Origin of the sequence: Streptomyces sp. NPDC018026 (genome assembly GCF_044327745.1) — a bacterium.
Lineage (GTDB): Bacteria > Actinomycetota > Actinomycetes > Streptomycetales > Streptomycetaceae > Streptomyces > Streptomyces rubrogriseus.
Window position 1 is genome coordinate 179,078 of the sequence record NZ_JBIRFY010000009.1, and the last position, 22,586, is coordinate 201,663.

A 22,586-nucleotide genomic window follows, 5' to 3' on the forward strand; every position below is an offset into this window, starting at 1 on the left:
ATTGCGGCAAATTTTTGCGGACCCGAGGCCGGGCCGGCCGGTCACACCGCTCCCACCAGCAGTTCCGCCGCCGCCTCCCGCCCGGCCATCTCCCGCAGCGGCCCCGGCACCGCCGCCAGCTCCGCGTACGTACCGCGCTGCACGACCCGGCCCCGGTCCAGCACGATCACCTCGTCCACCGCCCCCAGTCCCGCCAGCCGGTGCGTGATCAACACGCTCGTACGGCCCTCGGTGGCGGCCAGCAGATCGGCGGTGAGCGCGTCGGCGGTCGGCAGGTCGAGGTGCTCGGCGGGCTCGTCGAGCACGAGGACGGGGAAGTCGGCGAGGAGCGCCCGGGCCAGCGCGAGCCGCTGGCGCTGGCCGCCGGACAACCGGGCCCCGTGTTCCCCGACCAGCGTGTCCAGACCGTCGGGCAGGCTGTCGGCCCACTCCAGCAGCCGGGCCCGCGCCAGCGCGTCCCGCAGTTCGCCCTCGGTGGCGTCCTTCCTGGCCAGCAGCAGGTTCTCGCGGACCGAGCTGTCGAAGAGGTGCGCGTCCTGGGCGCACAGCCCGACGAGCCGCCGTACGTCGTCGCCGGCCAGGGCGTAGGCGTCGGCACCGGCCAGCGTGTAGGAGCCCGCGTCCGAGTCGAGGAAGCGCAGCAGCACCTGGGCGAGGGTCGTCTTGCCGGACCCGGACGGTCCGACCACGGCGACGCGGCGACCCTCTTCCAGGGTCAGGTCCAGGCCCGCCAGCGCGTCCCTGTCCTGCCCGGGGTGACGCGCGGCCAGCCCTTCGACGACCACCGGGAACGGCGAGGCGGGGGCCTGCCCGGGCATCTCCGGCTCCCGCACCGGCTCCGGGGCGTCGAGCACCTCGTACACGCGCTCGGCGCTCCTGCGCACGCGCTGGCGGTACTGCACGGCGAGCGGCAGTCCGAGGACTGCCTCGAAGGCGGCCAGCGGGGTCAGGACGACGACCGCCATGGCCACGCCGGCGAGCCGGCCGTCGGCGACCGCCTGGATCCCGACGAGGGCGGCGCCCGCGACGGTCAGGCCATAGACCAGTGCGGTGAGCCCGTCGCCCAGCGCGGTGGCCGTGGCGGCGCGCGAGGCGATCCGGGTGAGGGTGCCGTCGGCCCGCCGGGCCTCGGCGGCACGACCGGGCAGGGCACCGGCGACGGTCAGCTCGGCGGTACCGGTGAGCAGTTCCGTCACCCGGGTGGCGAGCACACCCCTGGCGGGGGCCAGCCGGTGCTCCGCGCGCCGTGCCACGGCCGCGGTGAGCAGTGGAACGCCGACACCGGCCGCGAGCAGGCCGACCGCGAGCACGGCGCCGGCCTCCGGCAGCAGCCAGGCCGTGAACCCGACCGAGGCGGCGGAGACGACCAGCGCGCTTCCGGCGGGCAGCAGCCAGCGCAGCCAGTAGTCCTGCAAGGCGTCGACGTCGGCGACGAGCCGGGACAGCAGGTCGCCCCGGCGGCTATGCCGCAGCCCGGCCGGGGCCAGCCGCTCCAGCCGCCGGTACACGGCGACTCGCGTGTCGGCCAGCATCCGCAGCACGGCGTCGTGCGACACCAGCCGTTCCGCGTAGCGGAACACGGCCCGCCCGATGCCGAAGGCCCGCGTCGCCGTCACGGCCACCATCAGGTACAGCACCGGCGGCTGCTCGGAGGCCCGGGAGATGAGGTACCCGGAGGTCGCCATCAGACCGACGGCGCTGCCCAGCGCCAGACTGCTGAGCAGCAGCGCGAGGCCGAGCCGCCCGCGCCGGGCGCCGGACATGGCGCGGACCCGGGACAGCACGCCTCCCCGCGCCTTCGCGGCGGGCCCGGCAGGCCCGGCGGACGCGGCGGCCGGCTCGTCGAAGGAACCCGGAGCGGCGGTGCGCGGGCTGTCCTGGGCCGCCGCGGGTGGTCCGCCGCTGTCCTCGGCCCCGGCGACGCCCGCCGGCGCTTCCAGCCGCACCACCCGGTCGGCGACCTCCAGCAGCGCCGGGCGGTGCACCACCAGCAGGACCGTACGCCCCTGCGCCAGCCTGCGGACGGCGTCCACCACCTCCGCCTCGGTGGCCCCGTCCAGGGCCGCCGTCGGCTCGTCGAGCAGCAGCACCGGCCGGTCCGCGAGAAACGCCCGGGCCAGCGCCAGCCGCTGCCGCTGTCCCGCGGACAGGCCGGTTCCGTCCTCCCCGAGGACGGTCGCCGTGCCCTCGGGCAGCGCGTCCACGAACTCCAGGGCGCCCGCGTCCCGCAGGGCCCGGCGCACGGCGCCGTCGTCGGCGTCGGGCCGGGCCAGCCGTACGTTCTCCGCGATGGTGCCGGCGTACAGGTGCGGATGCTGGGGCACCCAGGCGACGCGGGCGTGCCACTGCGCGACATCGAGCGAGGCGAGGTCGGCTCCCCCGACCCGGACCCGCCCCCCGGTCGGGGGAACGAAGCCGAGCAGGGCGTTCAGGAGCGTCGACTTGCCGGCGCCACTGGGACCGACGAGCGCGACCGTCTCCCCGGGCTCGACGGTGAAGTCCACGTCCGTGACGGCCGCCGCGGCGCGTCCGGGATAGCGGACCGTCACGCCCTCGAAACGCAGCGCACCGTCCGCCGGAACCGGGCCGGTCCCCGACGCCGGTACCGGACGCTCCAGCACCGAGAAGATGTCCTCGGCGGCGGCGAGGCCCTCGGCCGCCGCGTGGTACTGCGCCCCCACCTGCCGCAGCGGCAGATACGCCTCCGGCGCGAGGACGAGCACGACCAGGCCGTCGTACAACGCCATGTCCCCGTGGACCAGGCGCATGCCGATGGTGACGGCGACGAGCGCGACGGACAGCGTGGCGAGCAGTTCCAGCGCGAAGGACGACAGGAAGGCGATTCGCAGGGTCCGCATGGTCGCCCGGCGGTACTCGCCGGTGATGCGCTTGATCGACTCGGCCTGCGCCTTGGCCCGGCCGAAGACCTTCAGCGTGGGCAGCCCCGCGACCACGTCCAGGAAGTGTCCCGACAGTCGCGACAGCAGCCGCCACTGGCGGTCCATCCGGGACTGGGTGGCCCAGCCGATCAGCATCATGAAGACCGGGATGAGGGGGAGGGTGCCGACGATGATGGCCGCCGAGACCCAGTCCTCGGTCACGATGCGGGCCAGCACCGCCACCGGCACGACGACCGCGAGGCCCAGTTGCGGCAGATAGCGCGAGAAGTAGTCGTCGAGGGCGTCGACGCCCCGGGTGGCGAGGGCGACCAGCGAGCCGGTCCGCTGTCCGCCCAGCCAGCCGGGGCCGAGCGCGGTGGCCCGTTCCAGCAGTCGGCCCCGCAGCTCCGACTTGACCGCGGCGCTCGCCCGGTGCGCGGCCAGTTCGGTGAGCCAGCCGACCAGCGCCCGGCCGCACGCGACGGCCACCAACAGCAGCAGCGGGGTGCGGAGTCCGGCGGCCGTCGTGCCGTGCTGGAAGGCGCCGACCACCACCTCGGCGATGAGCATGGCCTGGGCGACGAGCAGTCCGGCCCCGACGGCACCCAGGGCGACGACCGCGGCCAGGAAGAGCCTGGTGGCGCGGGCGTACCGCAGAAGACGTGGATCGATGGGTTTCACGTGAAACTGGCCTTCCTGCCCGGCGGGATGCGTTCCGACGTTTCGCGACGTTTCACGTGAAACGCATCCCAGGACTCAGTGCGCGGCGTCGGCGAGGTGCTGGGTGCCGATGCGCTTGCGGAACACCCAGTACGTCCAGCCCTGGTAGAGCAGGACGACCGGGGTGGCGATCACGGCCAGCCAGGTCATGATCTTGAGCGTGTAGGCGCTGGACGAGGCGTTGGTGACGGTGAGGCTCCAGTCCGCGTTCAGCGTGGACGGCATGACGTTCGGGAAGAGCGTCAGGAAGAGCATCGCCACGGCCGCCACGATGGTGACGCCGGACAGGGCGAACGACCAGCCCTCACGCCCGGCCTGGTTGGCCATCAGGGCGGCGACGAGGGCGGCGACGGCCACCACGAGGGCGACCAGGCTCTTGGCGTCCCCGCTGTCGGCCTGCGTCCAGAGCAGGAAGGCGAGGGCCAGCACGGCCGTGACCAGACCGACCCGCAGCGCCAGGGTCCGCGCCCGCTCACGGATCTCACCGACGGTCTTGAGCGCGGTGAACACCGTGCCGTGGAAGGTGAACAGCGTCAGCGTCACCAGACCGCCGAGGAGGGCGTACGGGTTGAGCAGGTCCCAGACCGAGCCGACGTACTCCAGGTCCCGGTCGATCTCCACGCCGTGGACGATGTTGCCGAAGGCCACGCCCCACAGGAACGCGGGGATCAGCGAGGTCCAGAAGATCGCCGTCTCCCAGTTGCGCTGCCAGTTCTCCTCGGGCCGCTTCACCCGGTACTCGAAGGCGACTCCGCGGACGATCAGGCAGACCAGGATGACCAGCAGGGGAAGGTAGAACCCGGAGAAGAGCGTGGCGTACCACTCGGGGAAGGCGGCGAAGGTGGCACCGCCGGCCGTGAGCAGCCACACCTCGTTGCCGTCCCACACGGGGCCGATGGTGTTGATCAGCACCCGCTTCTCGGCCCGGTTGCGGGCGAGCAGCTTGGTCAGCACACCCACCCCGAAGTCGAAGCCCTCCAGGAAGAAGTAGCCGGTCCACAGGACGGCGATCAGAACGAACCAGACGTCGTGCAGTTCCATGACTGTGCAGCTCCCTCGGCCTAGTACGAGAAGGCCATCGGCTTGTCGGCGTCACGGAGATCGCCGCCGATCTTCGTGGGCGGGTTGAGGTCGGCCTCGGTCAGCTCGGGCGGTCCGGCCTTCACGTACTTCGCCAGGAGCTTTACCTCGATGACGGCCAGGACGGCGTACAGCAGGGTGAAGACGGACATCGAGATGATGACCTCGGCCGTGGAGACACCGGGGGAGACCGCGTCCCGGGTCTGCATCACGCCGTAGACCACCCAGGGCTGCCGGCCCATCTCAGTGAAGATCCAGCCCCAGGAGTTGGCGATCAGCGGGAACGCCATCGTCCACAGCGCCAGCAGCCAGTAGATCCGGGAGAGCCTCGCCCCGAGCGGCTTCTTCAGCAGCACCAGGTGCGGGACCTCGTCCTCCCCGGTGCGCAGGGCCGGTGGCAGCAGGAACCGCTTCCGCGTCAGCCACAGGCCCAGCAGACCGAGGGAGAGGGACGCCATGCCGAAGCCGATCATCCACCGGAAGCCCCAGTAGGCGACGGGGACGATGGGCTTGTAGTCACCGGGCCCGAACTGCTCCTGGAGGGCCTTGTTGGTGTCGTTGATGCCGGGCACGTAGGACTCGAAGTCGCTGTGGGCGAGGAAGGAGAGCAGTCCGGGGATCTCCAGGGCGACCTTGTTGTGCCCCTTGTCCACGTCGCCGTAGGCGAACACCGAGAACGGTGCGGGCTCCTCGCCGTCCCACAGGGCCTCGGCGGCGGCCATCTTCATCGGCTGCTGCTCGTACATGACCTTGCCGAGGGTGTCGCCGCTGACCGCGGTGAGCAGGCCGCCGACCGCCAGGGTCACCAGGCCGAGCCGGAGCGAGGTCCGCATCACCGGGATGTGCTTCTTGCGCATCAGGTGGAAGGCGGCGATGCCGACCATGAAGGCGCCGCCCGTGAGGAAGGCCGCCGAGAAGCTGTGGAAGACCTGGTTGAGGGTGGTGTTCTGGGTGAGGACCTGCCAGAAGTCGGTGAGTTCGGCGCGGCCCTTCTCCTCGTTGATCCGGTAGCCGACGGGGTGCTGCATCCAGGAGTTGGCCGCGAGGATGAAGTACGCCGACAGCAGGGTGCCGATCGAGACCATCCAGATGCAGGCCAGGTGGATCTTCTTGGGCAGCTTGTCCCAGCCGAAGATCCACAGGCCGATGAAGGTGGACTCGAAGAAGAACGCGATCAGCGCCTCGAAGGCGAGCGGGGCGCCGAAGACATCGCCGACGAAGCGCGAGTAGTCGGACCAGTTCATGCCGAACTGGAACTCCTGCACGATGCCGGTGACGACACCCATCGCGATATTGATCAGGAAGAGCTTGCCCCAGAACTTGGTCGCCCTGAGGTACTTCTCCTTCTCCGTGCGGACCCAGGCGGTCTGCAGTCCGGCCGTGAGGGCGGCCAGCGAGATCGTCAGCGGGACGAACAGGAAGTGGTAGACGGTCGTGATGCCGAACTGCCATCGCGCCAGCGTCTCCGGCGCCAGAGCCAGGTCCACGTGGTCACTCTCCTCACATCGCCACACCGCCGTGGTCAACGGCAGTTTGAGCGCGTTTGTCACACCCAACGCGGGCGCAATCGGGACACGCTTGTGAACGCGTTCACATTCACAAGCAATTATGACCTACCGCTTTTCGACACCGGAAGGGGGGTCCCCTGTGACGTCAACCCCTCTGCCGGAACTTCTACAAACCGTTGAATTCGGGGGAGGGCGACGGCCCCGCGGCATGCGAAAGCGCGGGGCGGCACCTGCCGTCCCGCGCCTCATCGTCCCGCCCCGTGCGCGCTACAGCTCCTTGCGGAACTCCTCCGACACCTTCAGGAAGATGTCGTTCGCCTCGCTCTCCCCGACCGTCACGCGCACGCCCTCACCCGCGAAGGGGCGGACGACCACGCCGGCCTGCTCGCAGGCGTTCGCGAAGGCGAGCGTGCGCTCCCCCAGCCGCAGCCAGACGAAGTTGGCCTGGCTCTCCGGCACCGTCCAGCCCTGCGCACGCAGCGCGTCGCCCACGCGGGTGCGCTCGCACACCAGCGAGCCGACCCGGCCGATCAGCTCGTCCTCCGCGCGCAGCGACGCGATCGCCGCCTCCTGCGCGATCTGGCTGACCCCGAAGGGCACCGCCGTCTTGCGCAGCGCCGCCGCCACCGGCTCGTGGGCGATCGCGAACCCGACCCGCAGTCCCGCCAGACCGTAGGCCTTGGAGAAGGTGCGCAGGACGCAGACGTTGGGCCGCTCACGGTAGATCTCGACACCGTCCGGGACCTCGGCGTCCCGGATGAACTCGCGGTAGGCCTCGTCCAGGACCACCAGTACGTCGCTCGGCACCCGGTCCAGGAACCGCTCCAGCTCGGCCCGCCGCACCACCGTCCCCGTGGGGTTGTTGGGGTTGCAGACGAAAATCAGCCGAGTGCGTTCGGTGATCGCGTCCGCCATGGCGTCCAGGTCGTGCACCTCGCCCGGCGTCAGCGGCACCTGCACGGACCTCGCGCCGCTGATCTGCGTGATGATCGGGTACGCCTCGAAGGAGCGCCAGGCGTAGATCACCTCGTCGCCGGGGCCCGAGGTCGCCTGGATCAGCTGCTGGGCAACCCCGACCGAGCCGGTGCCGGTGGCCAGGTGGGCCAGGGGCACCCCGAAGCGGTCGGACAGCTCGGCCATCAGCGACGTGCAGGCCATGTCCGGGTAGCGGTTGAAGGAGGCGGCGGCGGCCGTCACCGTCTCCATCACTCCCGGCAGTGGCGGGTAGGGGTTCTCGTTGGAGGACAGCTTGTAGGCCACCGGACCGTCGGCCGCGGCGGGCTTGCCCGGCTTGTAGGTGGGAATCCCCTCCAGCTCGGCGCGCAGCTTGGGGCTCGTCTCGCTCACCGCAGTCCTCCTCATGACCACCACCGGCATCGAATACTTCTCACCTTATGAGGATTCACCGCCGCTGCGTATAGGCGGGAGAGACGGGCGAGGTCGGGCAGACCTCGTCCGTCACACTGTCATCAGGAGCATCAGGGGCATCCGTGCACGAAGGCGCATGATTCGGGGGGCGCGCCGCACATATATCTACGCGCCGGTGGCTCACGCCGTGGCGCGCATCCCTCGTGCAGGTGAGTTGAGACCTCTTCGCAACATCCGCCACCCCGCAGGCACTCACTGGTCGACACGCCAGGTAATGGGGTGCGTAAGCCCAACTGGCTTGCTTTCCAAGGCCGTTAAGCTTTAATGATCTTGCAGAAACGTGACTGTCAACGCGTGCATATGCGTCCGCACTACCCCACCCCATGAGCCCTACTATCGGCTCGCCATGACAGCAGCAGGGAAGCACCAGGTGAGCCGCGCGGAAACCTCACGTCGAGGCAGCCGGCCGGGCCGGGCGGGTATCAGGGACGTGGCCGCCGCCGCCGGAGTATCCATCACTACCGTCTCCGACGCCCTCAACGGCAAGGGCCGACTCCCGGATGCCACCCGGCGCCATGTACGCGAGGTCGCCGACCGACTGGGCTACCGGCCCTCGGCCGCCGCCCGCACGCTCCGCACCGGCAAGTCCGGACTCATCGGCCTGACCGTGACGACGTACGGGGATGAACCTTTCACCTTCACCGAATTCGCGTACTTCGCCGAGATGGCGCGCGCCGCCACGTCCGCCGCGCTCGCCCGCGGCTACGCCCTCGTCATCCTCCCGGCGACGTCCCGTCACGACGTGTGGTCCAACGTCGCGCTCGACGGCACGGTCGTCATCGACCCCTCCGACCACGACCCGGTCGTCAGCGAACTGGTCCGCCAGGGACTGCCCGTCGTCTCCGACGGCCGCCCGGCCGGCTCACTGCCGGTCACCGCCTGGGTCGACAACGACCACGAGGCGGCCGTGCTCGGCATCCTCGACCACCTCGCCGACGCCGGCGCGCGCAGGATCGGCCTGCTCACCGGCACCACGACCGACACGTACACCCATCTGTCGACCACCGCCTACCTGCGCTGGTGCGAGCGCGTCGGCCAGGACCCGGTCTACGAGGCCTACCCGGCGCACGACCCGTGCGCCGGCGCGGTCGCGGCCGACCGGCTGCTCGCCCGCCCCGACCGCCCCGACGCCGTCTACGGGCTGTTCGACCCGAACGGCACCGATCTGCTCGCCGCCGCCCGCCGCTACGGTCTGCGCGTCCCCGAGGACCTGCTGCTGGTCTGCTGCAGCGAGTCCACGGTGTACGCCAGCACCGAGCCTCCCATCACCACCCTGTCGTTGAAGCCCCGCCGCATCGGCACCGCCGTGATCCAGGTCCTCATCGACGCGATCGAGGGCCTGCACTCCGACGAGCCGGTCGAGCAGGTGATACCGACCGAACTGATCGTGCGCACCTCGTCGCAGCGGCGCCCGCCGCGTACGACGGTCAGTCCGCCGCGGTCGCCGGAGGGCGAGTAGGGCGCGTCCGGCGTCCTCCGGGGGCGCCGGACGCGGGACCGGGTCGCGGCCGGACGCGCGACCCGGCCGGTGCGGGGTGCGTGGAAGAACAGCGGAGAACGGCGGAGAACGGCGGAGAACGGCGGACCGCGACAACGCGGAACGACGGCGAAACAGGGCGGCGAGGGCCACACCCGGCCCGTCCGGAACACGGCAGACCCACGGCCGGGCCACGGTCACCGACGGGCGAAGCCGGGCCCAATCGGGGCGAAAGCCGCAGTGAACCGGAGTCCTGGACCGATTCACCACCCCTGGGTCATCACACAGCGCGATCCGCATTCCTATGATGGGCCCACACACCGCGGGCCGCTGCGACCAGGCAGTCCGAAGCGGTGCAGATGCGGCGCGATGGTGGAGGGGTCGATGACTCAGGGGGCCGGTCAGGGACCCGAGGTGGAGCGGACGGCGACGGTGCGCGACTTCCGGGTACCCGCGTACGTCCACGAGACCGCTCCGTACGCTGCCCCCGGCGCGCACGCGAGCGAGCCCGAGCCGCCCTCCGAGGAGGGGCCCGAGGAGGCCCTGCCCGAGGGCTACACGCCCACGCAGCGCGATCTGCCCGTCATCCGTCGGGGTGACACGGTCCAGGTCACGGTCGACCCCGCACCGGCGGCGGTGCAGCCGCCCGCGACCGGACAGGGGCCCCTGTTCGTCGTCGGCGACGTGCACGGCTACCTCGACGAGCTGCTGACCGCGCTGCGGGAGAAGGGCCTCGTCGACGAGGCCGGCCAGTGGTGCGCGGGCACCTCCCGGCTGTGGTTCCTCGGCGACTTCACCGACCGCGGCCCGGACGGCATCGGCGTCATCGACCTGGTGATGCGGCTGTCCGCCGAGGCCGCAGCGGCCGGCGGCTACTGCAAGGCGCTGATGGGCAACCACGAACTGCTGCTGCTCGGCGCCAAGCGGTTCGGCGACACGCCCGTCAACTCCGGCGCGGGCACCGCCACCTTCCAGGCCGCGTGGCTGCTGAACGGCGGCCAGAAGACCGACATGGACCGCCTGCAGGACCACCACCTGCAGTGGATGGCCCGCCTCGACGCCATGGAGGAGGTCGACGACCACCTCCTGGTCCACTCGGACGCCACGACCTACCTCGACTACGGCCGCTCCATCGAAGAGGTCAACGACACCGTCCGCGAGACACTCACGCGCAACGACGCGGAGGAGGTGTGGGACCTGTTCCGCAAGTTCACCAAGCGCTTCTCCTTCCGCGACGAGGGCGGCGCCGACGCCGTGCGCTCACTGCTTGATACGTACGGCGGCACCCGGATCGTTCACGGCCACAGCCCCATCCCCTACCTGCTGGGCGAAGTCGGCTCCGAGGACGGCGAGGACGACACCCGCACCGTGGTCGAGGGACCGCACGTCTACGCGGACGGCCTGGCCATCGCGATGGACGGCGGCGTGACCATGGCCGGAAAGCTGCTGGTCCAGCAACTTCCCTTGAGCGTCTGACCGTCCACCGGGCGGCTTTTACGGGGTGCCGACCGTACAGACCGGCACCCAATTTCTGGAAACCCCCTGTCACCCTCCACCGTCACCGCTCTACCATCGGCTTATCCGTAGCAGGCTCCCCTCCGTTTCTGCCCGACGGCTCGTTGGCATGCGAGCCCCAAGCCCTACGGAGCATCGGGGGATGCACATGAACAGCGTTCCGCAGCACCTGCCGAGCGAGGACCGCCAGGAGTACGAGCGGATCCTCGACGAGGCGCTGCGCTCCGCACCAAACCGCCCGGAGCTGACCGCTGTCGGTCAGCGGCTCAACTCCGAACAACTGCGCACCATGGCACTCAACGCCACCGCCCTCATCACGGCGGCGGCCACCACCGAGTACCAGCACTACGTCAAGGTCCGCGAGGAACTGCGCCACCCGGCGTCCTCGGGCCCGTCGCCCGCCACGCGCGAGTCCGGCTCCCAGGAGCAGGGCACGAGCGCGGGGGGACTCGCCGCCACCATGGGCGAGATGGCCGAGGCGACCGGCGCGGGGGCCGTCGCCGTGGTCGCCGTCCTGGCGCCGGTCCTGGCCGGCACCGCCGCGGCGATATTCCTGCTGGTCGGCTATCTCCTGAAGATGCTCGACCCGGGGCAGACCTTCGCGCAGACCATGCTCACCACGGGATGGGTGTTCGGTGCCGTGACCGCGGTGGCGATCCTCGTCGCCGCGGTGGGGCTGCTGCTCACCGCGCTGCGCAACCGCCCCTCGGCCGAGTCCGGCTTCTACAGCGCACGCGACGAGGAGGTGGCCCGGGCCAGGGACGCCTGGCAGGAGGCCCTGCTGGAGCGCGGCATACTGCCCTTCCTCCGGGACGCGCTCGGCGACCCGGGCACGGCGGCACTGCGCCGCACGGAACCGGCGGCCCCGGGCAGCAGCCGTATGCCGCACCTGGGCTACGGCCGTCCCGGGTTCACCAGCCCCGACGGCGGTCCCGACGCGGGCCCGCGTCCGAGCTACTCGAGCCCGGACTACAGCAGCCCGGACTTCGGTGGCCCGGAACACCGGTCCGAATAGCCACCGGCACGGGCGGGCAGCGGTTCAGAGGATGCCCGCCCGGCCGGCGGCAGTGATCCAGGACGGGAACTCGGACAGCAGACGGTCGTACAGCTCCGGGTCCGGTACGGTGCCGATGTCGTCGACGGCGAAGAAGCCGACGTTGTCGACGCGACGGCCCGCCAGGGTGTCGAACCGCTCCAGCACCCCGTAGTTGGAGCGCCCGAGCCCGACGAACTGCCAGAAGACGGGTTCCTCCACGGCTTCCCGCAGCTCCCGCTCGATCTCGGCGTTTCGGTAGACACCGCCGTCGGAGAAGAACAGCACCAGGGTCGGGACCGGTACCGGGTCGGCCCGGACGAAGGCGCGGACGTCGGCGATCACCTTCTGCTCCTCGTTCTGGATGCCGACCGTCCGCATGTCGACCTGCTCGGGGTGCAGGCCCTTCTTCCTGCCCCGCCGGAACAGGCTGATCTCCCCCACCCGCACGTGCAGCCGCAGCCACTCGGGCAGGTCGCCCAGGCGCAGGTCGGGCAGACGCGCCGGGTTGGAGGCGAAGGTCCAGGCCTGCATCTCCCCGTCGTCGTCCAACTGCGCGGCGACGGCGGCCATCCGCTCCACGACGTCGGCGACGACGCCCTTGGAGTAGAGGAAGGACATGGACCCGGAGGCGTCCAGTACGAGGACGACGCGCGCGGTGATCCCGGACGCCCCGTGCTTGCTCAGGCTGACCGCGACCTGCTCCTTGCGCAGGGACAGCCGCTTGCGCATGTCCACGGGGAGGCGCTCCTCGCCCTTGGTGAGCCGGGGACCGGTGGCGGCCGGCGCCGACGGGGCGGTGGCGGTGGCCGGGGGAGCCGTGGGCGGGGCGGTGGCCGGGGTGGCGGGCGCCGTGGGGGGAGTGTCGTCGTCCACGGTGATGCCGAAGTCCGTCGCCAGTCCCGCCAGCCCGGAGGCGTACCCCTGTCCCACCGCACGGAACTTCCACGTCCCTCCGCGCCGGTACAACTCGCCGCCGACCAGCGCGGTCTCCGTGCCGGCCGTGATGTCGAACCGGGCCAGTCCGGTGCCGGTCGCGGCGTCCAGCAACCGCAGCGACAGCCCCGGAACCCGGCCGAAGGTGCCGCCGTCCGCCGAGGCGCACAGAACGATGCGTTCGACCGCCGCCTCGACCGCACGCAGATCCACCTCGACGGCATCGGTCGTGAGACCCGCGTTGGCGCCGGGGCCGACCCGCTTGCCCAGGTGTCCCACCGCGCCGGACGTGTGGCGGGGTTGGTTGTAGAAGACGAAGTCACCGTCGTCCCGCACCCGCCCGGCCGAGGTGAGCAGCAGGGCGGAGGCGTCGACCTCGGGGACGCCCGGTCCGGGGGACCACACGAGTTCGGCCCGCACCGCGGGGGAGTCGACGGCGACGTTGGCACCCTTGCTCAGGGAGGTGGCTGTCATGCGCCCAGTCTGCCGAGCGGGACACCCCGGCGGGGAGAGGGCCGACCGGGCGGCCTGTCCCCCTCCCGCGCCGGTGCGCTCAGTCCGCGATCGGCAGATACACCCGGTTGCCCGCCGCCGCGAACTCCTTCGACTTGCGCGCCATGCCCTCCTCGATCTCGCCCTTGCTCCCCCCGTGCTCCCGGCGAATGTCCTGGGAGATCTTCATGGAGAACTACATCGAGCCGGAGTCAGCATCTTGCGAAGGTCCGGCGCTGGGGTGCTGCCAGCCGTCCATCGCAGGCCCTCTAGTGTTCCTGGACTTCTAGGTATCGAGACACAAGGAATGCACTGTGCGCGTCTTCGCCCGGCCCGTGGCCTCTGTCAACTTCCAGCACGGAGGGTTGCTGATCACTGGTACTGCCTTGGAGGAACGGGGCGTCCACAGGCTCGCACTCATACGCAACGAGGGTGTCTTGGCGGTCCACGACCTGGAGGGCCTCTTCAACGGAGTTGCGGAGCCGCAGGTCAGCTTTCGCTCGCCCTGGTCGGGTTGGCGGCGCGGCGTGAACTCAGTGAGTCCTGATCTGAGCTTCGCGATATTCAGTGGGCAGCACGCGATCTGTGCCGTGGAGCCGGACGGGAGTGTCCGCTGGGAGTACGGCCACGAGTGCTGGGGAAATCGGGAGCACGATCACACCATCGCCGACCACATCTGTGGCGGTCTGGAATCCGGATCGGTCCGGGTCTCGGATGACGGGACTCTCGTCTGGGGGCACGTTCGTGGCTCCGAGTACGAGGAGTGGTTGGTACTCGATGCCATCACCGGCAGGGTTGTGGGCCGGACTCCTCTGGACAGCGCGGCAGCCGGCTCTGTACACATTGCCCACCCGGACGGGAAGCACGTGGGACTGAGCATCGGCTTGGGGCAGGACGGATCGATGCTCTACTGGGCGCGGTGGGAGCAAGGCAACCTGCACAGCTGGCACATGAACGACGACGACCGCATCCTCGTCGACATCCACCCATCGGGCACCAAGTTCCTGACCTTGGACCACAACTGCGGGGACCTCTCCGTCCACGCATTTCCTTCGGGAGCCGCAATGGCGACCGTCGACGATTCCGCCGTCCCCCCGCTCCAGCCCGAAGACGGAGACGAGGACTACGAGAACGAAGACCCCGCGTACTGGGACTACTACTGCGGGCACATCGACTCAACCTCAGTCCTGGCCTCGACCACTGAGGCCGACGAGGAGCACGGTGAGGGCCGTCACTGGCTGCTTGACTCGGCCACCTTGGAGGTAGTGGGGCAGGTCGGCTACCCGTGCCCCATAGAAGGACCGGCCCGCCCACTTGGTGACGGAACCTGGCTCACCCACGACGAGGCTTCCGGACAACTGACCCGCTGGGCCGTCTCCGCTCGGTAGCAGGTCCAGGCGTTGCGCCGGAATGCCGTTCCGCACTCCGGCACGACGCATCTGCAGCCGCTGTCAGTCTGCCATCGGCAGGTACACCCGGTTCCCGCTCTCCGCGAACTCTTTCGACTTCTGGAGCATCCCCGCAGCGACCTCCTCAGCCGTCGCCCCCGCAGCCGCCGTGCCGCCGAACTGCTCTGTGATGCTTTGACTAATCTTCATCGAGCAGAACTTGGGCCCGCACATGGAGCAGAAGTGGGCCGTCTTGGCGGGCTCGGCCGGCAGTGTCTCGTCGTGGAACTCCCGTGCCGTGTCGGGGTCTAGGGCCAGGTTGAACTGGTCCTCCCACCGGAATTCGAACCGGGCGTCCGACAGCGCGTCGTCCCACTCCTGTGCACCTGGGTGACCCTTGGCGAGGTCGGCGGCATGGGCGGCGATCTTGTAGGTGATGACGCCGGTCTTGACGTCGTCACGGTTGGGCAGGCCCAGGTGTTCCTTGGGCGTGACGTAGCAGAGCATGGCCGTGCCCCACCAGGCGATCATCGCGGCACCGATGCCGGAGGTGATGTGGTCGTACGCCGGCGCGACGTCCGTCGTCAGCGGGCCGAGGGTATAGAACGGAGCTTCATCGCAGATCTCCTGCTGAAGATCGATGTTCTCCTTGATCTTGTGCATCGGGACATGTCCCGGGCCCTCGATCATGGTCTGTACGTTGCAACGCTTGGCGATCCGGTTGAGTTCCCCGAGCGTGCGCAGCTCGGCGAACTGCGCCTCGTCGTTGGCGTCCGCGATCGACCCCGGACGCAGGCCGTCGCCGAGGGAGTAGGTGACGTCGTAGGCGGCGAGGATCTCGCAGAGTTCCTCGAAGTTCTCGTAGAGGAACGACTCCTTGTGGTGCGCCAGGCACCACGCCGCCATGATCGATCCGCCGCGCGAGACGATGCCCGTCTTGCGGTTCGCGGTGAGGGGTACGTACGGCAGGCGCACGCCCGCGTGGACCGTCATGTAGTCCACGCCCTGCTCGGCCTGTTCGATGACGGTGTCCTTGTAGATCTCCCAGGTCAGCTCCTCGGCGCGGCCGTCGACCTTCTCCAGGGCCTGGTAGAGCGGCACGGTTCCGATGGGGACGGGGGAGTTGCGCAGCACCCATTCGCGGGTGGTGTGGATGTTGCGGCCGGTGGAGAGGTCCATGACCGTGTCGGCACCCCACCGGGTCGCCCAGGTCATCTTGTCCACCTCCTCCTCGATGGAGGACGTCACCGCCGAGTTGCCGATGTTGGCGTTGACCTTCACCAGGAACCGCTTGCCGATGATCATCGGCTCGATCTCGGGGTGGTTGACGTTGGCGGGCAGCACGGCACGTCCTGCGGCGATCTCTTCGCGGACCACCTCCGGGGAGACGTTCTCCCGGACGGCCACGTACTCCATCTCCGGGGTGATCTCCCCCTGTCGCGCGTACGCGAGCTGCGTGACCGCGTTGCCGTCCCGGCCCCGGCGCGGCTGGCGCGGGCGGCCGGGGAAGACGGCGTCGAGGTTGCGCAGGCCGCCGCGGGGCGAGGTGTGCTTGATTCCGTCGTCCTCGGGCCGGACGGGGCGGCCCGCGTACTCCTCGGTGTCGCCGCGGGCGATGATCCAGTTCTCCCGCAGCGGCGCAAGGCCCCTGCGGACATCGGTGTCGACGTGTGGATCGGTGTACGGGCCCGAGGTGTCGTACAGCGTGACCGACTGCCCGTTGGTGAGGTGCACCTGACGGACCGGCACCCGCAGATCGGGGCGCGAGCCCTCGACGTACGCCTTGTGCCAGCCGATGGACTTCCCGGCCTCCGCGTTGTCCGCGGTGCCTGCGGTGTCCGCCTGGGCGGTGTTCTGCGTGGAGGCAGGCGTGCGTGCGTCCTTGATGGTCATGAGACCTACTCCCTACGCCGGCATTACCCGGTAACAGGTTCGGCGGTCGACGCAGCGGCTTCCGTCCGTCGACGCTTCGTGGGATACGTCACTCGATTTCGGTGACGTTTCCCGTGAAACATCGCTGGGACGGAGGTCAGCGCCCTCTCAGCCCGGTGCTCCGAGCTCCCGCGTGTACAAAGGTGCCTCCACGCTAGCGCCCATTCGGGCGCGGTGAACAGAGGGCCCCCCTCGTTCTTGCGATGATCGGGCGGTGACCACACCGCAGCCCCCCTCCTTTCCACCGCGCCGGCCCCGCCGCGGACCGAACGCCGAAGAGGGCGACGGCCGGACAGTCGGCCACGTCCCCGGCGTCGCCGCCGCCGCGAACGCCGGCAGACATGAGACGGGTTACGGACACGATGCGGACCATGGGCACGGTGCGAGCGGTGGGCACGGTGCGGGCGGCGGACACGGCACGGGCGGTGGGCACGGTGAGGGCGGCGGGCACGGTGTAGGCGGCGGGCACGGGCACTCGCACGGGCACGGACCGGCGGCTCCCGTCTCCCGGCATCTGCGGAAGGTCATCGCCGCGATCCTCATCCCCTTCACCGCGGCCGTCCTGGTCGGGCTCGCGGTGCTGTGGCCGGGCGGCGCACCGGCGCACGAGCGCACCGGCGTCGGCTTCGACCGGCAGACGCAGCAGGCCACCGTCACCAAGGTGGTCGAACTGAGCTGCCAGTCCGTCAACGCCTCGGGCGGTGTCCCGACCGGCGACACATCCACCGCCGAGGGTTCCTCCGCGGTGCAGCAGGCGAACGGCGACTGCAAGCGGGCGACCATCCGCGTCGACACCGGCGACGACAAGGGCCGCACGTTCGACGAGATCGTGCAGCCGGACCAGTCACGGCAGTTGCACGAGGGCCAGAAGGTGGTGGTCGCCTACGAGCCCTCCGCGCCGAAGGACCTGCAGTACTCGGTGACCGACATCAACCGCCGGCTCCCCCTGGCCCTGCTCGCCGGCATCTTCGCCCTCGCCGTCGTGGTCGTCGGACGGCTGCGCGGGCTCATGGCGTTGGTCTCGCTGGCCATCAGCTTCCTGCTGCTGAACTTCTTCATCCTGCCCGCCATCCTGCAGGGCTCCAACCCCCTGGTCGTGGCGGTGATCGGGTCCAGCGCCATCATGCTGATCGCGTTGTACCTGTGCCACGGGCTGTCGGCCCGCACATCCGTGGCGGTGCTCGGCACTCTGATCTCGCTACTGCTGATCGGCGTACTCGGGTCGCTCTTCATCGGCTGGGCCGCGCTCACCGGCAACACGGACGACAACACCGGCCTCATTCACGGCCTGTACCCGTCCATCGACATGAGCGGCCTGCTGCTCGCCGGGGTCATCATCGGTTCGCTCGGTGTCCTGGACGACGTGACGGTCACCCAGACCTCGGCGGTGTGGGAACTGCACGAGGCCAACCCGACGATGGGCTGGCGCGGTCTGTACCGCGCGGGCATCCGCATCGGCCGCGACCACATCGCCTCGGTGGTGAACACGCTCGTCCTCGCCTACGCGGGCGCTGCGCTGCCCCTGCTGCTGCTGTTCTCGATCGCGCAGAGCGGTGTGGGGACGGTCGCCAACAGCGAGCTGGTGGCGGAGGAGATCGTGCGGACGCTGGTCGGCTCGATCGGGCTGGTGGCCTCCGTGCCGGTCACCACGGCCCTCGCCGCCCTGGTCGTGTCGGCGGACCGGCCGGCCGAACGACCGGCCCAGGCGGCGACGGCGGGTGGCGGGGCCAGTACCCCGGCCCGTGGCGGGCGGGGCCGTCGCCGCAAGCGCTGACGCGTCCGGCGAAGCGTTACGCCAGCGACCGCATGGCTGCCGGAACGGTTCAGCCCGCGCTCTGTTCCTCCGCCAGGATGCGGTCCAGAGCCTCGTCGAGGTGGCTGTCGAAGTCGGCGAGCGCGCCCTCCTGGCCCAGCGGCACCAGCTTGTCGGTGCGGTCGAGGAAGGCCACCAGGGGCGCGGCGGAGGAACGGAAGAGTGCCTGGTCGCTGCCGACCTGAAGGCGGATCAGCACCTCGGCCAGCGGCTCGGGCTCCACCGGTGCGATGCGCACGTCACCGTCGCCGCACGGCCGGCCCACCCCGTCGACCAGCAGCTCCCGGCCGAAGGCCCAGGTCACCGGCGCGTCTCCGGGCAGATGAAAGGTCAGGCGTACGGCATAGGGATCCCGGGTCTCGTAGCGCAACTCCACCGGGATGCGGAATGAGAGCTCCTCGGACACGAGAAAGCTCATCATGACCTCTGCCTGTACGGACTCGCCCATTCGCCTACCCCGTCATTCGCCGTCGACTGTCCGGGAATCAAACCTCTAACACTGGTGGCATCTTGCTCAACGTACACACCAGATCACAAGGAGTGAGTTTTCAGATACTGATAGAGAGCGCGAGCGACCCCAGACGCCGCCCCACCTCGTTCTGCAACCGCTGAGCCGCGGGGAGTAAACGGTCCGCCTGATGGAGGGGCAGCGAGATGGCCATCGTGGCGGCCGTGGTGCCGACGGTGATCGGGATCGCCGCGCAGACCGTCCCCAGTGCGTACTCCTGGCGCTCGGTCACCGGCGCCATCCGGCGCATGCGTTCCAGCCGCTTCAGGAGACTGTGGCCGTCACGCACCGTGTACGGCGTGAGGGGCTGCACGGGGTAGCGCTCCAGGTGGTCGCGGCGCGCGTCGTCGTCCAGTTGGGACAGCAGGCACTGCCCGATGGCGTGTGCGTGTCCCGTCTCCCGGAAGTCCGCCCATTCCTCGACCGCCGGAGTGCCCGGGGTGTCGGAGACGCACATGACCTCGATCTCGCCGTCCCGGTACATGGCGTAGTACACGGGGACGCCGATCGCGTCGCGCCAGCGCGCCATGGTGTCGACCACCGTGCTGCGACGTTTCTGCTCGGCCCCGCTGCTGCTCAGCCGCTCGGCGGCCTCACCGAGGAAGAACAGCCCCTTCTCCCGGCGCAGATAGCCCTCGTGCACCAGGGTGCGCAGCAGGTGGTACGCCGTGGGCAGCGCCAGCCCCGTCTCGCGGGCCAGCTGTTTGGCGGGGGCCCCGTACTCGTGCTCCGCGACGCGCTCGAGCAGGCGCATCGCCCGCTGCACGGAGCCGATCAGAGTCGCGGACGGCGGGTCGGCGGCGGCCGGCGCGGGGCGCGTCCGGGACGTCGGGCAGGGCTGCACGGGAAGGGCGTGCAGCTGAGCGAATGCGGTGTCAGCCGTGGCCAAGGGTCACTCCCGGAACGCGAGGTGGCAGCCCGTGCGGCGAACACGAGTGGGGGTGCACGCCGTTCGCGGAGTCGCCCCCGCGTGGAGTTCCGGACTCTAACCGTCGGTCACCGCTCACCGACGGTCCGTCCGGGAAACTTCCCTCGCCCGAGGGAACCGGTGGTTCCTGTTACCGCCACCGGTGCCCCACGTCTCTCACCAGTCGCTGCGCGACGACGAGCTCGACATGAACTTGCGTACGACGTAGATCAGTCCGCCGACGAGCGCGACGAAGACCAGCAGCTTGAACAGCAGTCCGACCACGAACCCGACCACGCTGGCGATCAGCCCGCCGAACACGACCAGGGCGATGACCGGCACCGCGATCCACTTCACCCACCACGGCAGTCCCGTGAAGATCTCTCGCATCGCCCTTGCCTCACCTTTCGGGGAATCCTGGGAATCCTTTGATGTCCTGCCCTCGATGCTAGAGCCGCGAGCGCCACGGCAGGGGCCCCGCACCCCTTGTCTCCCCCTGACCGATCCCCTAGGGAACCCCGGGGTCGCGTCTCAGCTCTCCGGCGGAGAGAACACCACCAGGACCCGCAGGTCCTCGCTGATGTGATGGAACTTGTGGGCGACCCCGGCCGGCACGTAGACCACACTGCCGCGGGCGACCTCGGTGGTCTCCATGCCCACGGTGATCGCGGCCCGTCCGCTCACCACGAAGTACACCTCGTCCTGCGCATGCGGCTTCTGCGGGTCGGTCGTGCCCGCGTCGAGGGCGTACAGACCGACCGACATGTTCCGCTCCCGCAGGAACTGCAGGTAGGCACCGTCGTTGGCGGCGCGTTCCGCCTCCAGTTCGTCCAGCCGGAATGCCTTCATCGCCTCGTCCGCCCCGTTCGTGTCCGATCGCGTCTGCCACGATCAGACACATGAAGAATTTCCTAGTCAAGACGATCGCCAACGCCGGCGCCCTCGCCGTCGCCGTGTGGCTGCTCGACAAAATCACCCTGACCGGGGGCAGCACCGGGGAGAAGGCTCTCACGCTGATCGTGGTCGCCCTGGTGTTCGGCCTGGTCAACATGGTCGTGAAGCCGATCGTGCAGGTGCTGACCTTCCCGCTGTTCATCCTGACCCTCGGCCTGTTCACGCTGGTGGTGAACGCGCTGATGCTGCTGCTCACGTCGTGGGTGGCCGACAAGCTCGACCTGAGCTTCCACGTGGACGGGTTCTGGACCGCCGTGCTGGGCGGCCTGATCGTCTCGGTCGTCTCCTGGGCCCTCAACGCGTTCCTGCCCGACGGGGACTGAGCCCGATGACCTACCGCGTCTGTTTCGTGTGCACGGGCAACATCTGCCGCTCCCCGATGGCCGAGGCCGTCTTCCACGCGCGCGTGGCGGACGCCGGACTCGGCGACCTCGTCGAGGCCGACAGCGCCGGTACCGGCGGCTGGCACGAGGGAGAGGGCGCGGACCCGCGCACCGGGGCCGTGCTGGCGGACCACGGTTACGACCTCGACCACACGGCCCGGCAGTTCCAGCAGTCCTGGTTCTCCCGTCTCGACCTGGTCGTCGCCCTCGACGCCGGTCATCTGCGAGCCCTGCGGCGCCTCGCCCCCACGGAGCGGGACGCGGCCAAGGTGCGTCTGCTGCGGTCCTACGACCCCGCTGCCGAGGGCGGCGACCTGGACGTCCCGGACCCGTACTACGGAGGCCTGGACGGCTTCGAGGAATGCCTTGAGATGGTGGAGGCGGCGAGTACCGGACTGCTCGCCGCGGTACGCGAGCAAGTGGAAGGACGGGCGGCATGAGCGATTCCGCTACGAACGACAGCGCCGGTACGGGCGCGGAGAGATCCGCTTCCGCTCCCGGCGACGGCACACGCGCGGTGCGGGCCGGGCTGCCCGAACCGGTCAAGCACGAGCCCACCCTGCCGGGCCCGGTGTTCGCCGCCCACTTTCACCTGCCGGGGGACCCGACCGGGCCGTACACCTACGGCCGCGACGAGAACCCGACCTGGACCCGCCTCGAGAGCGCCATCGGCGAGCTGGAGGCGCCCGGAGAGGCCGGCGTGGAGACACTCGTCTTCGCCTCGGGCATGGCCGCGATCTCCTCGGTGCTCTTCTCGCAGCTGCGTGCCGGCGACACGGCCGTCCTGCCCGACGACGGCTACCAGGCGCTGCCGCTGGTCCGCGCGCAGCTGGAGGCGTACGGCATCGAGGTGCGCACCGCGCCGACCGGCCGGGACGCCCAGCTCGACGTCCTGGACGGGGCGAAGCTGCTGTGGATCGAGACGCCGTCGAACCCGGGGCTCGACGTGTGCGACGTACGGCGGCTCGTCGAGGCGGCGCACGCGCGCGGCGCCCTGGTCGCCGTCGACAACACCCTCGCCACCCCGCTCGGGCAGCGCCCGCTGGAGCTCGGCGCGGACTTCTCGGTGGCCAGCGGAACCAAGCAGCTCACCGGCCACGGAGACGTCCTGCTGGGCTACGTGGCCGGCCGCGACGCCGGGGCGATGGCCGCGGTTCGGCGCTGGCGCAAGATCGTCGGTGCGATTCCCGGCCCCATGGAGGCCTGGCTCGCGCACCGCTCGATCGCCACCCTCCAGCTGCGCGTGGACCGGCAGGACTCCACCGCGCTCAAGGTGGCCGAAGCCCTCCGCACCCGGCCCGAGATCACCGGCCTGCGCTACCCCGGGCTGCCCGACGACCCGTCCCACAAGGTCGCCTCGCAGCAGATGCTGCGCTACGGCTGTGTCGTCTCCTTCACGCTGCCCTCGCGCGCGCGTGCCGATCGCTTCCTCGACGCGCTGCGCCTCGTCGAGGGCGCGACGAGCTTCGGCGGGGTGCGGTCCACGGCGGAGCGGCGCGGGCGCTGGGGCGGCGACGCGGTGCCGGAGGGCTTCATCCGGCTCTCCGTCGGCGCGGAGGACCCCGACGACCTGCTGGCGGATCTGCTGCGCGCGCTGGACGAAACGACGGAATGACGTCGACGGACGGTCCGA

The 22,586-nt window shown here is 70.3% G+C and carries 18 protein-coding genes, 1 pseudogene and 1 riboswitch; of the genes and pseudogenes, 8 read left to right on the forward strand and 11 right to left on the reverse strand.

Features of this window, described 5'->3' with window-relative positions; all coding sequences use genetic code 11:
• Positions 1 to 41 precede the first annotated feature (41 nt).
• From cydD to hisC, 4 genes are all read right to left on the reverse strand, one after another.
• Entirely contained in the window at positions 42 to 3,560 is a 3,519-nt protein-coding gene (cydD, locus tag ACH4D3_RS26930) for a thiol reductant ABC exporter subunit CydD (protein ID WP_398326822.1), read from the reverse strand.
• A 75-nt stretch (positions 3,561 to 3,635) separates the two neighbouring features.
• The gene (cydB, locus tag ACH4D3_RS26935; protein WP_003974997.1) at positions 3,636 to 4,640 is read right to left on the reverse strand and encodes a cytochrome d ubiquinol oxidase subunit II; all 1,005 of its coding nucleotides are present in this window, start codon (positions 4,638 to 4,640) and stop codon (positions 3,636 to 3,638) included.
• A 20-nt stretch (positions 4,641 to 4,660) separates the two neighbouring features.
• Positions 4,661 to 6,166, reverse strand: a complete 1,506-nt coding sequence (locus ACH4D3_RS26940) for a cytochrome ubiquinol oxidase subunit I (RefSeq protein ID WP_398326825.1) — start codon at positions 6,164 to 6,166, stop codon at positions 4,661 to 4,663.
• Between the two features lie 288 nt (positions 6,167 to 6,454).
• On the reverse strand, positions 6,455 to 7,534 hold the full coding sequence (hisC, locus tag ACH4D3_RS26945; protein WP_398326828.1) for a histidinol-phosphate transaminase: 1,080 nt from the start codon (positions 7,532 to 7,534) through the stop codon (positions 6,455 to 6,457).
• A gap of 427 nt (positions 7,535 to 7,961) precedes the next feature.
• Between hisC and ACH4D3_RS26950 the strand changes: the two genes are divergently transcribed.
• From ACH4D3_RS26950 to ACH4D3_RS26960, 3 genes are all read left to right on the forward strand, one after another.
• Positions 7,962 to 9,074 (forward strand): LacI family DNA-binding transcriptional regulator, encoded by a 1,113-nt coding sequence (locus tag ACH4D3_RS26950; RefSeq protein WP_398326831.1) that lies wholly within the window; start codon positions 7,962 to 7,964, stop codon positions 9,072 to 9,074.
• 387 nt (positions 9,075 to 9,461) lie between these two features.
• Complete coding sequence (sppA, locus tag ACH4D3_RS26955; RefSeq protein ID WP_398326834.1) at positions 9,462 to 10,568, forward strand: Ser/Thr/Tyr protein phosphatase SppA; 1,107 nt, start codon at positions 9,462 to 9,464, stop codon at positions 10,566 to 10,568.
• 181 nt (positions 10,569 to 10,749) lie between these two features.
• Complete coding sequence (locus ACH4D3_RS26960; RefSeq protein WP_398326837.1) at positions 10,750 to 11,622, forward strand: hypothetical protein; 873 nt, start codon at positions 10,750 to 10,752, stop codon at positions 11,620 to 11,622.
• 24 nt (positions 11,623 to 11,646) lie between these two features.
• Here the strand turns inward: ACH4D3_RS26960 and ACH4D3_RS26965 are convergent, their stop codons facing one another.
• Positions 11,647 to 13,050 (reverse strand): VWA domain-containing protein, encoded by a 1,404-nt coding sequence (locus ACH4D3_RS26965; RefSeq protein ID WP_398326840.1) that lies wholly within the window; start codon positions 13,048 to 13,050, stop codon positions 11,647 to 11,649.
• Positions 13,051 to 13,129: 79 nt separating this feature from the next.
• Positions 13,130 to 13,261, reverse strand: a pseudogene (locus tag ACH4D3_RS26970) (thiamine biosynthesis protein ThiC); the annotation flags it as partial.
• A 121-nt stretch (positions 13,262 to 13,382) separates the two neighbouring features.
• Here ACH4D3_RS26970 and ACH4D3_RS26975 point away from each other — a divergent pair.
• On the forward strand, positions 13,383 to 14,456 hold the full coding sequence (locus ACH4D3_RS26975) for a hypothetical protein (RefSeq protein WP_398326843.1): 1,074 nt from the start codon (positions 13,383 to 13,385) through the stop codon (positions 14,454 to 14,456).
• Positions 14,457 to 14,519: 63 nt separating this feature from the next.
• Here the strand turns inward: ACH4D3_RS26975 and thiC are convergent, their stop codons facing one another.
• Positions 14,520 to 16,349, reverse strand: a complete 1,830-nt coding sequence (gene thiC / locus ACH4D3_RS26980; protein ID WP_398326846.1) for a phosphomethylpyrimidine synthase ThiC — start codon at positions 16,347 to 16,349, stop codon at positions 14,520 to 14,522.
• Positions 16,342 to 16,531, reverse strand: a riboswitch (TPP riboswitch). (Overlaps the previous gene by 8 nt.)
• A 71-nt stretch (positions 16,532 to 16,602) precedes the next feature.
• On the opposite strand from thiC, the gene ACH4D3_RS26985 reads away from it, so the two are divergent.
• Positions 16,603 to 18,162: a YibE/F family protein gene (locus tag ACH4D3_RS26985; RefSeq protein ID WP_398326849.1), complete on the forward strand. Its 1,560-nt coding sequence runs from the start codon at positions 16,603 to 16,605 to the stop codon at positions 18,160 to 18,162.
• 49 nt (positions 18,163 to 18,211) lie between these two features.
• Here the strand turns inward: ACH4D3_RS26985 and ACH4D3_RS26990 are convergent, their stop codons facing one another.
• From ACH4D3_RS26990 to ACH4D3_RS27005, 4 genes are all read right to left on the reverse strand, one after another.
• On the reverse strand, positions 18,212 to 18,649 hold the full coding sequence (locus ACH4D3_RS26990) for an SsgA family sporulation/cell division regulator (RefSeq protein WP_003975006.1): 438 nt from the start codon (positions 18,647 to 18,649) through the stop codon (positions 18,212 to 18,214).
• 100 nt (positions 18,650 to 18,749) lie between these two features.
• On the reverse strand, positions 18,750 to 19,475 hold the full coding sequence (locus ACH4D3_RS26995) for an IclR family transcriptional regulator (protein ID WP_398327070.1): 726 nt from the start codon (positions 19,473 to 19,475) through the stop codon (positions 18,750 to 18,752).
• Between the two features lie 318 nt (positions 19,476 to 19,793).
• Positions 19,794 to 20,006 (reverse strand): DUF5326 family protein, encoded by a 213-nt coding sequence (locus ACH4D3_RS27000; protein ID WP_003975008.1) that lies wholly within the window; start codon positions 20,004 to 20,006, stop codon positions 19,794 to 19,796.
• A gap of 141 nt (positions 20,007 to 20,147) precedes the next feature.
• Positions 20,148 to 20,465, reverse strand: coding sequence for a cupin domain-containing protein (locus ACH4D3_RS27005; protein ID WP_398326853.1), 318 nt, complete (start codon positions 20,463 to 20,465; stop codon positions 20,148 to 20,150).
• A gap of 50 nt (positions 20,466 to 20,515) precedes the next feature.
• On the opposite strand from ACH4D3_RS27005, the gene ACH4D3_RS27010 reads away from it, so the two are divergent.
• Genes ACH4D3_RS27010 through ACH4D3_RS27020 form a run of 3 tightly spaced genes read left to right on the forward strand, consistent with a single transcriptional unit; the run spans position 20,516 to position 22,568 of the window.
• A complete protein-coding gene (locus tag ACH4D3_RS27010; RefSeq protein ID WP_385358559.1) occupies positions 20,516 to 20,893 on the forward strand; it encodes a phage holin family protein in 378 nt (125 codons plus the stop codon).
• A 5-nt stretch (positions 20,894 to 20,898) separates the two neighbouring features.
• On the forward strand, positions 20,899 to 21,393 hold the full coding sequence (locus ACH4D3_RS27015) for a low molecular weight protein-tyrosine-phosphatase (protein ID WP_398326857.1): 495 nt from the start codon (positions 20,899 to 20,901) through the stop codon (positions 21,391 to 21,393).
• Positions 21,390 to 22,568 (forward strand): cystathionine gamma-lyase, encoded by a 1,179-nt coding sequence (locus ACH4D3_RS27020; protein WP_398326860.1) that lies wholly within the window; start codon positions 21,390 to 21,392, stop codon positions 22,566 to 22,568. The genes ACH4D3_RS27015 and ACH4D3_RS27020 overlap by 4 nt, the downstream gene beginning before the upstream one ends.
• Positions 22,569 to 22,586: the final 18 nt, after the last annotated feature.